Here is a 12,836-nt window from a genome sequence, read left to right as displayed (position 1 = left end):
GATAAGACAGCAAGGATTCACCCTGCAGGCTGCTGGCCAGTGATCGCGCTGGTGCCAGCGTGCAGGGGTTTTTATTGTCGTTGCCATAACCCCTGCAGCCATGCCCGAACCGCATCCCTTTGCGATTCGGCGGAACTTAAGGCTTGCCGTTTCAGAACAAGATAATATCCAGGAAATAATATGATTAACGTTCGCGCGATTAAAATTGTAGTAATTGCATCATTATTTGCTTCTTTATTCTCACATACAGCTTCTGCAGATCCCGACCGTGACTTTTCAAAGGTAGACTGCAATGATCCGAAAGTGAGAGGAATGCTGCTCGGGTCTTACAATGAAATTGAGAACAACGCAGACCACCCAACTGTTATTGATTTGTACGATCAAACGACTGTTAAAGGGGAGGTGAACAAGCTTATCTGCCACGGGACTTATGAGTTTTCTGATGGTGATAAGGTAAATATGACCTACAAACTGTATAAGAATAGCATTGGTCAGTTCATAAATAGTTTTGAACCTGATTCTGACAATTAATACATCTAGGTTTGAGTATTTAAGTTAGCGGTAATCCACCGCTAACCTGTCAGGATAATTTGCAGAAAACCGCTCATAAAGCGCTAAATTGGGAACGTCGCAAATCAGGCCAACCTGACGGCGCGTTCCGCACCGATTGCAAACTGAACAGTGTGTTCAGAGTGGAGTAAAACAGACCCTGTCAAAGCTTGTTGCCTTCAAGATGGCAGTTATAAGATGTTCCGCCATGCTCATTGATTAACCAGTCAACCGCCTGACCGGAGATGAGGTTAATAGTGACCTTTGACATGATGATCCAATCTTTTTTATCTCTGGATGCCTCGATTTTGTATTCAATTTCTCTTTCATTGACAGTCGGCCTTGCAACTCTAAACCATGTATCATCTCGCTCCAGCGACTCTCCATCGACGGAGACGATGACTGCCTCGCTATACCATATGGCTGTCAGTCCATTTTTTACACACGTATTCCCTGCCTGAGCTTTCATATTGAAGCAGAGTTTGTTTTGCCACAGATATGGAACAGGCCAGATGCCTGTGGCTGACCTGTCATTTTTCGAAGCAGGTTCACAGACTATCAACTGAGTGGCTGCGACTACGTGTGTTAAGGGCAAAGCTAACAGGCCTAATAAAATTCCACGTTTCATATATCCGAAATCCTTGTCGATAAAAATTTCTGTAACGTTATCTAACCTGAACACACGACAGGCTTTTCATTCACAAGACTCACTGAGTATCGGCTGTAAAACGCGGAGCATTAACTCACCCTGCCGAACTGAAGAGCGAATGATGCATATTGCGAATCCTAATCGCAGGAACTGTTTCTGGTGTTTGCCATCAGACCCCAGCCGTAAGGCCCGAGACGGGCGGAGCTAACCGGCTCTGCCGTTTAGCGCTGTGGGGCTGACGACCCGGCCATGCCGGGGAGACGGGGGCCATCATGTTTTTGATAACTTTGACCTTCAGGGAAAGAAAGCTGACAAAGCAGCTGCGGCACAGCAGAAGAACGAGCAGCCGCAAGAATCAGAGAGAAGATCGGGAGACAGCCTCCGGACAGAGAAAGCGCAGGCGAAGAGAGAGAGGCGGTGCGTCAGCACCGGCCTTTTTCCGGCCCACAGGGCCGCATGCTTTAAGCCGCGGCCGCAGTCGGCACTGAAGGCAGAGACTTATGCGTTTTGGGGGCGATTTCTTCAGCAGTAACGTCTGCGCCAATGCTGCGCATTTTTTCCAGCACGCGCTCAAAATCATCAGGTGTCAGTGAAAGCTGCGCCGCCAGATAAAACAGTGCGGGAACAGACATGCTGCGTGACGGATTACTACCGGTGTATTTTCGCCACTGGTTGCCGTCTTTAACGCCAGAGAGCGCAGCCATCTGACCGTTGGTGTAGCCGAGCGGCTTCATCAGTTGCTCTAAGGAGCTGGCAGAGGAGGGTGAAGCTGGTTATTTTTCGCATAAGAGATACGGGAGAGGTAACCCCTCCCGCCGGACATTTACGCGATATATTTAATGATAATGGCCGTAACGGCTGCCACGGCACCCAAAAGACCACTCGCTACGGCAAGCGGATACCACAGCGTCTCGCGGTTAAATTTGTTCGCCTCAGCATTCAGCCTCTGCGTTTCCGCCATCAGCCTGGCAATTTCAGCGTTAATTTTCACGGTATCAGGTTCGTTCATATCGGTTGCAGACACCGGTCTCTTTCTTTGCGGGGTCGGGATTGAGTCCCTGAATCCTATGCGGTTATTATACCCCGGCGGCACGGTTTAAAGCCGGCGTGCCGTATAAAATTTGTTCGCCCTGATGCGCCAGGCTATACCACCAGACACGGGTTAGCTTTTGCAATTGTATATGACGTTCCAGTCCGTAAACGTTGCAACCCTGCTGACAGGCTTCAGCCGCGTGATGTTTTCCGCGATGCCGTGACCTGTCAGCGCGGCTTCAACCGTTTCAAGCAGGCTTTTGTTAACGTACAGGGGAAACCATAAATTGTTATCTGGCCCCGTCAGTTCCCGGCAGAAATGAAACTTACGTTCTTCACCCGTATGGATCGCAATCACAGTGACGTTTTTACGCGCACTGAGCTGTCTTTCTTCATGAATTTCTATGTGATCACTCCTGTAAGTTTGTCTGCTGCCAGCGGTTTGTGATCATGCCCGGCCCCAGCCAGTAGCCCACGTCAAACTCCAGCACCGCCACCGCATGCTTATTGCTTAATTCCGGATTTTATGGCTGGTTATCCAGTGATAAGGTTTGCTCTGCAGACATGTTAATCTCCCGTTCTGTGATCAATGTTTCTCTGATGCCCCGGCTTCGTCGTAGATACCAGGGGCGGAATCTGGCAGGGCTTATACCCTGCCTCTTTTCTGTCCCTAATCAGACAAGCCCTCGCTCTGCCATTGATACAGCATCATTACCCGCCACCACGATGTGGTCGATTACCCGCACACCTATCAGCTCAAGCGCTTTTTTCAGGCGTGCTGTTATCTGTTCGTCTGCCCGCGACGGCTCCGTGCTGAAGGAAGGATGGTTATGGCTCAGGATCACTGCAGCTGCGTTATTGCGTAATGCTGCCCGGGCCACTTCCCGGGGATGGATCTCCGTAGACGCAATGCTGCCCATAAACAACTCTTCATACGCCATAAGCTGATGCTGGTTATTGAGAAACGCCACAGCAAATACTTCCCTTTCACACCCGGCCAGTTTTGCCCGAAAAATTCTGCTGATGCAGCCGATGAGTCAAAAAAGGTGCCGGTCGGATAGCGAAAATCTATCGCGCGTGTGGCCTCTGTAAGGATCTGGCTGGCGGTAGCCATAACATAATTGCCCTGTCTGTCCCTTACATGCAGATTGCTGAAAAAGCTGACATTTTCTCCTGCTATTTCCAGTGATGATTCTTTAGATTCTGAAGCCGTGGTGTTGACGTTCTGCTGTGACATGTTGTTTCTCCCGTTCTGGTTTAAGTGATGTTTCTCTGAGTTCCTCGCCGTGAGGGCAGAACGGGCGACCGGGCATCATGCTGAACGCAGGGGGAAACGGCAAAGCCGCAGCCCGCAGGGACCGGGTGCAGCCGTTTAGCGTGCGACCCTTGCGTGAAGACGCCCGGGTGCCAGGTTTCTGCACGGCGAAGGGGCTCAGGGGAACAAAACACAACGCGGAAGGATGAACAGGGCACGGCCCCGGAACGGCACACCACGGTGCCGGGCCGGTCCGCAGCGGCCACGTCTTTTGTGGCCAGTGAGCGCGCTGGCACCAGCCAGCTGCAGGGGTTGACCCGGACGTTGCCATCAGGCCCTGGCCGGCAGGCCCGAAACCCGAAGAGATTCGGCGGAGCTTACCGGCTCTGCTGGTTAGCGGAGTGGGGCTTGACGAGCCGGCAGCGCCGGAGAGCCGAAGGGGGCCATCAGGCTGTTAATATTAATGTCCGCTAAGTGCCAGAAGCGGACATTATAAGAATCTCAAAAGACAGGAGAAGTGGCTGTGGCTTAATGTGCAAATCTGCGCGAGCCGATTACACAAAGGATCACGCCCAGCGTTATCATAATCATCACCGGGCTAACCGTTTCAGACAGCAGCATTGCCGAAAGTCCGAGACCGAAGAACGGCTGCAGCAACTGTAATTGCCCTACAGCGGCGATGCCCCCAGCGGCCAGCCCCTGTACCAGAAAATAAAACCGATCAGCATACTGAACAGAGATACATATCCCAGCGCAAGCCATACCGGCAGGCTTATATTACTTATGCCCTCCGGTATTGTCTCAATGGTGGCAACCAACATCACAGGCAGCGCAATGATCAGCGCCCAGCAGATAACCTGCCATCCCCCCAGCTCACGCGAAAGCTTCGCGCCTTCGGCATAGCCGAGGCCACACACAACGACCGAGGCCAGCATCAGCAGATCGCCGGTTGCAGATATAGCCCCGCCCTGGAATAAGGCGAATCCCATCACCAGCAGGCTGCCGGTTACAGAAAATATCCAGAAAGCCAGCCTGGGCCTTTCACCTCCTCTGACAACGCCAAAAATAGCGGTTGCCATGGGCAGAAGCCCTAGAAACACAACGGAGTGTGCCGAGGAAACATGTCGCAGCGCCATTGCTGTCAGAAGAGGAAAACCGACTATTACGCCCAGGGCAACGATAATCAGGGAAATCAGCTGGCTCCGCTGCGGGCGTGTCTGTCTTAAAAAAGGGATCAGCATAATGGCCAGCACACCGGCAACTGAAGCACGCAAAAAAGTCAGAAAAAAGGGATCCATTTCCTGTACTGCTATGCGGGTTGCGGGCAAAGAACCACTGAAAATGACCACTCCCGCCAGCCCGCTTAACCAGCCTGACTTCAGAGCTGAATTGGTTTTACTTACCCTGTTTTTGGCCACACCAGACCTCGTACAGTTCGAATAATGTTTTTATTTATAAAGTTGACACCCCCTATGCTAAGTTCCAGCATTCATTACAATCAAATAATCGTCATAGATACAATTCATGAAAGCGCGATATAAAGTCATCGTGGATGAGTTTGCATCCGCTATCCGAGCCGGCATGCTCCTGCCGGGCACACGTCTGCCTACTCACAGAGCACTGTCGGCTGAAAAACACATGTCTCTTGCAACAGCTACCCGCGTTTACGCTGAGCTGGAAGCCATGGGTCTTGTGAGCGGAGAAACCGGAAGAGGGACTTTCGTCAGGGAGATTTCTCTGCCTGCGGGGCTGGGGTTAGATCAGCACGCAGTGGCGTCAGATGTGCTCGATCTGAACTTCAACTATCCTTCCCTGCCGGATCAGTCAGAACGGTTACGCGACGCAATGCGACAGCTGACCACATCAGGCGATCTGGCTTCCCTGATGCGATACCAGCCTCATGCGGGCAGACAAAGCGACAAGGAGACAATCGCGACATGGCTTAATTGCACCGGCCTGAATACTTCAGCCGATGATGTTTTAATCGTCAATGGCGCGCAGCACGGCCTTAGCATTGCCGTGATGGGGCTGCTGAAACCCGGCGATGTGGTGGCTGTTGACGCGCTGACCTATCCCGGCTTCAAAGCTTTGGCCAGCCTGTACCACCTTGAACTTGTGGCGATACCCGCCAGTGCCAGCGGACCGGACCTGACTGCACTCAGACATATCTGCCAGCGCAGGCGCCTGCGTGCGGTTTATACGATGCCGACAATGCATAACCCGCTTGGCTGGGTTATGAATCATGCCCAGCGCAGGGAGCTGGCCCTGATTGCCAGAACATTCGATCTGCTCATCATTGAAGATGCGGCCTATGCTTTTCTTGCCCGCCGTCCCCCACCGCCGCTTGCCACTTATGCGCCTGAAAGAACGGTCTACGTAACCGGTTTTGCCAAGAGTATTGCCACAGGCCTGCGTGTAGGCGCCGTAGTATGCCCCGCTGGCATGCGAAGCGCCCTGGAGCGGGCTATCAGGGCAACGACCTGGAACACACCCTCTCTCATGGTTTCGATTGTCTGCGGCTGGATTAAAGATGGCACCATAAAACGCTTTGAGTCGCTGAAAAAACGGGACGCCCGTCAGCGTCAGGCGCTGGCCCGAAAAATACTGGAGAACAGTGATTGGATAAGTAATTCAAGTTCTTACTTCATCTGGTTACTGCTTCCTCAGGAGGTAAGGGCTGACAGACTTGTCCACCGGTTAATGCAGCAAAGCATCTCCGTTTCCACAGCAGAACCATTCAGCACCTCAGATAGCGTGCCGCACGCTATTCGCCTCGCTCTTGGCTCAGTCACAATGAACCAGCTGAGCGAGGCACTCACTACGATTAAAGAGACTATTGAGTATGAAAGGGATTTTTGAATTGATGTCCGCTTTTCGCTCATAGCGGACATCAGCCTGGGAGTCAGTCCGCGCTGTACCAGACGCCGTCACCGACCTTTTCATGATGGCTCGCCGGGATCATCCTTTGAAGCCTGAGTGCGTTTAACTACGATTTGGGCGCGTGGCGAAGAAGACAACTGCTGTTCCGATAGCGACGATGAGCGTATCTTCGATCAGGCCACTCTTGGTCTGCCCCATTCCTGCCATGGCCTTTTTGCGTGCCGCAAGCGTGGCATAGGCAAGTGGCACAGCGGCAGAGATAGCGATCACTGCCCCGGTTTTTCTTCTCCGCTGGGTGCCAACGCGGCGCCCGCAATCCCTGCGCTGGCCACGCGTGCTGATAAGCCCAACAACACGGTGCGGTCTGGCGCGGATTTCATCTTGTCGCCAAATAGTTCACCTACACCCATCGCTAACGCGCCGTATTTGAATAGCGGACGGTCCAGCAGCAGGAGACTGCCCGATGTGTCGCGCCCGCCAACACGTGCTGCAGCGAGAGCCGCCATCGGCGTCATGGAACGGCAGCTGGCGACAAGTCCAATTAAGGCGGAATAGACAAACTCGGTTATTTTCATTAGTTATCTTCCGGATAAATAAAAGTTTTTATTCTTTAGGCTTTATTGGGATATAAACCAGGAACAATCTGTTTAATTATTGCATTTACACGGTCACGTCATTTAAACGCTTTTCCTTTGCGCTGGGTTGCCTCTTGCAATGCCATAAGGATTTTTGCAGCCGGTACGCGTCTGACTGTGTCAGCAGAATGAAAATGTTGACTGCGGCGCGGCCTCCTATGCAAATGACCACGGCAAGAGTCAGTATAGATGAACGGCTTGAGACAGCAGAAATGACGGAAGTGGACCGCACTTAATTGCTAGGCCAAACCTCAGCGATAGTCATCTGGGAGTAGGGCCGACAATACGAGCGGCTACGTGCTTACTCCATGAATTGGCATTAATGTTCACTAGGCAGAACGCATGCCGAACGTCCGTTTCCCGATCGACCAGCACCTGTCTGCTTTGTGCCAGTAGCGGAAATTGATAACGCCAAACGCTATCAAGCAAAAGTGAAAACCCACAAAAATAACGGCACGAAATAATAAATTGTTGTAACAATCGATAAATTTCAATATTTCAGTATTATCTGATGGCTAAATACATCAGGAGAAAAACATGCGTAAGGGATGGCTACTAGTAGCAATATTTCTATCAGGATGCAGTTCCATAAAAAACTATGAGTCGTTAGAACAACCGACCAACACTCCTCTCAAAACATATGTAGGTGGTGAAGTTTTCAAAACTGATAAATCTTCTGACTTGCCGAACGCCTTTGGTCACGCCGATGTGTTTGGCGGTAAAGTTGACAGGGGTTTTAGTGAATTACGTTATCTAGGAATTCAGCAAAACGGATATCTGGGATTTGCTGTGGTTGAAATGGAAACACGCTCGAACGAATCAACCATGAGTCGCTATGGCATGTCGACATCCACCATCAATGCGCAGAGCTACACTAATGGCAATACATATGGTCGGATGTCAGGCAGCAATTATTATGGTTCAGGTAGCTATCAGACCAACACCACGGGAACGGTCACAACGTTAAATGCTCCTGAAGGACATACTTCGTATCTGCCTCCAAATGCAACGACATTTGCTATTCCACCAAGTCAGCAGCAACTGCGACTGGGTAACGTGAATGTTATGATCATAGGTTTTGACGCGACAACATTGACATACTCCCTCTCAAGATATTGATTAAAGCATCTGGACCTGCTCTTTTACTATTCAACTTAAAAGGGAATGCCCTAAACATTTTCAGATTTGACGATTTTTAGGGCTTTTTCGAAATATTGCGTAGATTTAGTTCGTCAGCGTTTTGAGCGCTTCAGTGCCATACACAAATTTTGACTACGTCAGGATGGGTCAAATTAACCAATTGACCACCCCGGTTAATTAACACAGAGCGCTGTTATCAATGTCTGTTGATCGCTCAAAGCGGACATTGGCCATTTTATACAACGCCAGTCATAAGGTTTAAATTTTGAACCGCAGCTCCCGATGCCCCTTTGCCCAAATTATCGAATACTGCTGTCAGCAATATTTGACCATTGTCAGGATTTGAATACACACCGAGCTCCATGTTGTCAGTCCCGTTAAGAGATTCGGGGTTTATACGTTCTGCTTCCCCTGAATTGATATGCTGCGTAATCTTTACATACTTACTGTTGGCGTAATGCTGAGAGAGGCAGTTATGCACCATCGCTGCATCAGCTCCTCCAGCAAGCATTCGTTGATGTAATGGGACTTTCAGTACTATTCCCTGACGATACGCACCATAAGAAGGCATAAAGAAGGGCGCAAATGTGAGATGCGCGTAACGTGTGATTTCTGGCACGTGTTTGTGTTTGAGCCCTAAACCATAAACCTGGAAAGAAGCGGCCTCTGCATTATTTCCTTCGTAGAAATCTATTGCCGCTCTTCCTCCCCCTGAATAACCTGACACTGCGTGAATTGAAACAGGATAATCCGCAGATACCAGGCCGTCACTGATCAAAGGCAAAAGCAGTCCTATTGCGCCTGTTGGGTAGCACCCAGGATTCGTCACCCGTTTAGCCTCCCTGATTCTGTCAGGTTGATCCGCTCTCATTTCAGGGAAACCATATGTCCATCCATTTGAAACCCTGTGTGCTGAGCTGGCATCAATCACCCGTACCTGAGGATTATTGATTAACGCTATAGCTTCACGTGCGGCCTCATCGGGAAGACACAGGATCGCGATATCGCAACTGTTCAGCATATCCTCACGAAGACGTTTGTCTTTACGCTGCGAGGGAGGCAAGGTCATTAATGTAATATCAGAACGGTGGCGCAAGCGCTCGTGTATTTGCAGTCCTGTTGTGCCCTGCTCTCCATCAATGAAAACATGTGTCATTGTCATCTCCTGAAACTTGAAATATGTATGTCAGAGCACTGATGATGTTTCAGGTTTAAGTGTGGGTAAAGTTGAATTACATTAATGTCAAATTCATTTTTTCTGATGTATTTGCATGCGTGAAATTAATCTTGATCAACTACGTACACTGATTACTATTGCCGATACGGGCTCCTTTGTTGAGGCAGCTCAGCGCCTGCATCTGTCGCCTCCGACAGTCAGCCTGCATATTTCTGAACTCGAAAGCCGTGTCGGGACTAAATTACTGTCACGAGCTCGAGGTAAAATCAGACCGACAGCAATTGGAGAAAATCTGGTCAGGCATGCGCAAAAATTACTTGCCGATGCGGCTTTTGCGCTAGATGACATTTCTCGTCAAGCTCAGGGGCTAACAGGAAGGGTCAGACTCGGTGCATCTACCGGAGCAATCGCACATCTCCTTCCTCAAGCGATTAAGATACTTGCTCAGTCTCATCCCCATATTGATGTACAAATTAGTGTACTTACCTCTCAACAAACCCTTGAACAGCTAAAGACTGGTTCACTGGATATAGGCATCGTGGCCTTACCACAAACTCGGGTCAACGGTCTGCGAATTAATGCATGGAGCCGTGATCCTGTTGTCGCTTTTCTGCCCTCAAAATGGAAAGTCCCGGATGAAGTGACACCTGACTGGATTATTGAGAAACCTCTGATTCTTAATGGCTCTGGCACCCATTTATCACAACTCATAAACAGCTGGTTTGCATTAAGCGGCCATTGTCCGACACCTCGTATTAAACTTGATTACAATGATGCGATTAAGAGCCTGGTAACCGCGGATTATGGAGCCACGTTGTTACCTCTTGAATCTTATGCATCATTTTACAATGGTGAGCGCTTTACCATTCGTCCATTAAAACCTGCGTTGTGGAGAGAGTTAGGAATAGCCTGTCGAGATAGTGAAAACGACCTTTCAGTACAACAACTGCTTAATGTCTTGAGTGCATTTGCAGGGAACACCAGGTTAAATCAAAATTATAGATAGTGTGACCTGCTTCCCATTGATTCACACGGAATGCTGATAGTAACGTCCGCTTCTCGCTCATAGCGGACCTTCCCTGTATTAATTAGCTTGTAAAAACTTCAGACATCCGCTCATTTTCGCTTATCTCTCCCTCATTTGAGGCTACAGCATCGCCCACCGGACCAGATTCTGGCTGACAACTGCCGTTGCCATCAGACCCCAGCCGGTAAGCGCAACAGTGCTCACGACCCGACGCTGCCGGGGAATCGGCAGGTGCGATGCGTTGGCTGTTTATTCTTTTGTTGCGGATTGCGGGCAAAAAATACCCGCACAGGGCGGGTTAAAATTCGTTACAGAGGAGACCTCCGCATTAACTGTAGAGCGTAATGTCTGCGTTAGGTTCATTAATTCTTTGTTTAATATAGATTTAACCTGACTATGGTTTTATTCCGCGCCAGCCAGATTATTTCTCACTGTTGTCTTCAGTCAGCTGCCAGATTTTTTCACGAATGGCTTCCTGCTCTTTTTTATCCGCCGCGGCTTCAGGTTCACCAAACAGCGACCAGATTTTTTCTTCCAGCTCCGGTTTTGCCTGCTGATGGCCTGAGACACTGAACTGCGTGTCATCATTCGCATAATGCTTACCGCCGTTATTTACATAGTCTGCTGATTTCACTGTCATGAATGCTCCGTTATCTGTCCGGCCGCTCTTTGTCCTGGTGAGTGAAGACGAAAAAAGCCCGCAAATAAGCAGCGGGCAAAAGTGACAAGGATTTCTCGCAGGTGCACATTTCATACTTTCTGTGCAGCTGTAGATTCTGGTTAAAGAGTTCTTGTTTGCAAGCGAGGCGTATTCCGGCTGCGCAGTTTCAGCCCTTCGCCATCAGTTTCCGGCCAGTAAGCGCTGCAGGGCTGGTTTCCTGCCTTGCCGGCGAGCCAGAAGAAGTCTGCGAGGTGCTGATGAAACTCCTTTTAAAAAAGGCCATTATTCCTTTTCCTGCAGCAGTATTCAGCAGGGCTACGCGAAACCAGGCGCGGGCAGATTCATCTTGTATTGTTACCCCGTCTGTTTAAAACGCTGTCATTTCTCAGAAACCGCCAGCTTTTGCTTACGAATTTATGACGAGCCGCATGGGTTTGCGTCATTTTTCTCATCACGGCCTCTTCACCCGGCACTTTCCGTCAGTTTCTCCAGGTTATGCCAGGCTTGTTTGTGTACGTGCCAGTGATTTCGCCGGAAAATTGGCAGGGGAACATATTTTCTGTCGCCCGGGTCGGGCATAAGACCCGGCTAAAAGCACGCCGGCCCGCAGCCCGCTTAAAGGGTTATGCCCGCGGGACCCGGTAAAAGGTACGTATGTACAACCGTTGCAGGATATAACACATCTGAACTGTCACCCAGGAGAGACCCATGGCTCATGAAACAATCGTAACGATGTTCAGTACCTTAACTCTGGCGGAAGGTGCGAAGCGTAACCTGATTAAGGCCGGCTTCAGCGATGATGATATTGATATTATCTCAGGCGAACGCCTCCGTTCTGAGGGGCATGAAGCGCGTCATCCCGGTTTCTGGCAACGCCTGTTTGGCAACACCCTTGAGGAAGACCAGGAAGAAGTTTACGAAGATGCGCTGCGAACCGGCGGGGTGGTTCTGTCGCTTCGTGCCGATGAGGATGAGGCCCCGCGCGCGCTGGGTATTCTGGATGCGCATGAGGAGCTTACAGGGCGCAGCGCAGCGGCCCCCGCTGATTACACGACTGATGATGAGCTTACTTCGCCTCCGGGGGAAAAAGTAACCAGACCGGCACGGATGCAGTACGGACATCACTGACCGGTGATGAAAGCGAGGAAGACGTGCTTCGCCTGGCTGAAGAACGACTGGAAGTCGGTAAGCGACTGGTCAGTGAGGGCTCCACCCGTGTCCGCCGCTATACCGTTACCGATCGCGTTTCGGAAAATATCTCCTTGCGCGAGCAGCACGCCGAAATTTTCCGTCGCCCGCTCAGTGAAACCGGCTCGCCGGACAGCGTTGACTGGTCAGAAAAAACGGTAGAAGTTGCTGAAACCCATGAACAACCCGTCATTAACAAAACGGCGCACATCAAAGAAGAAGTGGTGGTACGTAAAGATGAAAGCGATCGGGTGGAGACGGTCAGTGATTCAGTGCGCCGTCAGGAAGTGGATATCGATCATGCAGATACCGCGCAGGCCTCAGACACAGCTCATAATGCCGGGACATTGCCGGAGGCATCCGGTTCAGATAATGCCAGAGAGTATGACGTCACGTCAGGTCAGGCACGAACGGATCACCCGGAGCACAAAGAAAGCTTAGCCGACAAGGCTGGCGACAAAATTGCGGAAGCCAAAGAGAAAGTCGAAGACAAGCTCAAAAAGCCGTAATTTATTTCCCTGGCGATAGCCACCGCTCAGGCCCGCATCAAGATGTGCGGGCTTTTTTCATCTGTTAACTACCGGCTACTGTACGTACCTTTCGTTCACAGTGGCCCCTGAAAACCTGCTCAATGGCGGCTTTA

14 protein-coding genes and 1 pseudogene are annotated in these 12,836 nt (G+C 50.4%); 7 read left to right on the top strand and 8 right to left on the bottom strand.

Annotated elements, in window-relative coordinates:
• The first annotated feature begins 180 nt into the window (after positions 1-180).
• On the top strand, positions 181-531 hold the full coding sequence (locus KQP84_RS01845; RefSeq protein ID WP_215844996.1) for a hypothetical protein: 351 nt from the start codon (positions 181-183) through the stop codon (positions 529-531).
• A 181-nt stretch (positions 532-712) separates the two neighbouring features.
• Here KQP84_RS01845 and KQP84_RS01840 read toward each other — a convergent pair whose 3' ends face one another.
• From KQP84_RS01840 to KQP84_RS01820, 5 genes and pseudogenes are all read right to left on the bottom strand, one after another.
• Complete coding sequence (locus tag KQP84_RS01840) at positions 713-1,177, bottom strand: hypothetical protein (protein ID WP_215844995.1); 465 nt, start codon at positions 1,175-1,177, stop codon at positions 713-715.
• Positions 1,178-1,659: 482 nt separating this feature from the next.
• Positions 1,660-1,932: an XRE family transcriptional regulator gene (locus KQP84_RS01835; RefSeq protein WP_215844994.1), complete on the bottom strand. Its 273-nt coding sequence runs from the start codon at positions 1,930-1,932 to the stop codon at positions 1,660-1,662.
• An 89-nt stretch (positions 1,933-2,021) separates the two neighbouring features.
• Positions 2,022-2,222 carry a hypothetical protein gene (locus KQP84_RS01830; RefSeq protein ID WP_252515201.1) on the bottom strand — a complete coding sequence of 67 codons (201 nt, stop codon included), beginning with the start codon at positions 2,220-2,222 and terminating at the stop codon, positions 2,022-2,024.
• Between the two features lie 682 nt (positions 2,223-2,904).
• Positions 2,905-3,201 carry a JAB domain-containing protein gene (locus tag KQP84_RS26385; protein ID WP_309140119.1) on the bottom strand — a complete coding sequence of 99 codons (297 nt, stop codon included), beginning with the start codon at positions 3,199-3,201 and terminating at the stop codon, positions 2,905-2,907.
• Between the two features lie 812 nt (positions 3,202-4,013).
• Positions 4,014-4,813, bottom strand: a pseudogene (locus KQP84_RS01820) (DMT family transporter).
• Here KQP84_RS01820 and KQP84_RS26070 point away from each other — a divergent pair.
• A complete protein-coding gene (locus KQP84_RS26070; protein WP_370661476.1) occupies positions 4,728-4,928 on the top strand; it encodes a hypothetical protein in 201 nt (66 codons plus the stop codon). The pseudogene KQP84_RS01820 and the gene KQP84_RS26070 sit on opposite strands and share 86 nt — an antisense overlap.
• An 81-nt stretch (positions 4,929-5,009) precedes the next feature.
• Positions 5,010-6,344 carry an aminotransferase-like domain-containing protein gene (locus KQP84_RS01815; protein WP_215844993.1) on the top strand — a complete coding sequence of 445 codons (1,335 nt, stop codon included), beginning with the start codon at positions 5,010-5,012 and terminating at the stop codon, positions 6,342-6,344.
• Positions 6,345-6,631: 287 nt separating this feature from the next.
• Here the strand turns inward: KQP84_RS01815 and KQP84_RS01810 are convergent, their stop codons facing one another.
• A complete protein-coding gene (locus tag KQP84_RS01810) occupies positions 6,632-6,940 on the bottom strand; it encodes a hypothetical protein (RefSeq protein WP_252515134.1) in 309 nt (102 codons plus the stop codon).
• Between the two features lie 597 nt (positions 6,941-7,537).
• Between KQP84_RS01810 and KQP84_RS01805 the strand changes: the two genes are divergently transcribed.
• Positions 7,538-8,119 (top strand): hypothetical protein, encoded by a 582-nt coding sequence (locus tag KQP84_RS01805; protein WP_215844992.1) that lies wholly within the window; start codon positions 7,538-7,540, stop codon positions 8,117-8,119.
• A gap of 256 nt (positions 8,120-8,375) precedes the next feature.
• Here KQP84_RS01805 and argC read toward each other — a convergent pair whose 3' ends face one another.
• Positions 8,376-9,296 (bottom strand): N-acetyl-gamma-glutamyl-phosphate reductase, encoded by a 921-nt coding sequence (gene argC / locus KQP84_RS01800; protein WP_252515133.1) that lies wholly within the window; start codon positions 9,294-9,296, stop codon positions 8,376-8,378.
• 115 nt (positions 9,297-9,411) lie between these two features.
• On the opposite strand from argC, the gene KQP84_RS01795 reads away from it, so the two are divergent.
• On the top strand, positions 9,412-10,323 hold the full coding sequence (locus KQP84_RS01795; protein ID WP_215844990.1) for a LysR family transcriptional regulator: 912 nt from the start codon (positions 9,412-9,414) through the stop codon (positions 10,321-10,323).
• A gap of 442 nt (positions 10,324-10,765) precedes the next feature.
• Here the strand turns inward: KQP84_RS01795 and KQP84_RS01790 are convergent, their stop codons facing one another.
• Entirely contained in the window at positions 10,766-10,984 is a 219-nt protein-coding gene (locus KQP84_RS01790; protein ID WP_069729344.1) for a hypothetical protein, read from the bottom strand.
• 729 nt (positions 10,985-11,713) lie between these two features.
• Between KQP84_RS01790 and KQP84_RS24985 the strand changes: the two genes are divergently transcribed.
• Positions 11,714-12,133, top strand: coding sequence for a hypothetical protein (locus tag KQP84_RS24985; RefSeq protein ID WP_252515132.1), 420 nt, complete (start codon positions 11,714-11,716; stop codon positions 12,131-12,133).
• Between the two features lie 23 nt (positions 12,134-12,156).
• Positions 12,157-12,702, top strand: a complete 546-nt coding sequence (locus KQP84_RS24980) for a YsnF/AvaK domain-containing protein (protein WP_309140118.1) — start codon at positions 12,157-12,159, stop codon at positions 12,700-12,702.
• Positions 12,703-12,836 lie beyond the last annotated feature (134 nt).

Source organism: Candidatus Pantoea bituminis (assembly GCF_018842675.1).
In the GTDB taxonomy this organism is placed as follows: Bacteria; Pseudomonadota; Gammaproteobacteria; order Enterobacterales; family Enterobacteriaceae; genus Pantoea; species Pantoea phytostimulans.
Note: the sequence above shows the minus strand (reverse complement) of the source record. Positions and strands in the feature narration are given on the sequence as shown.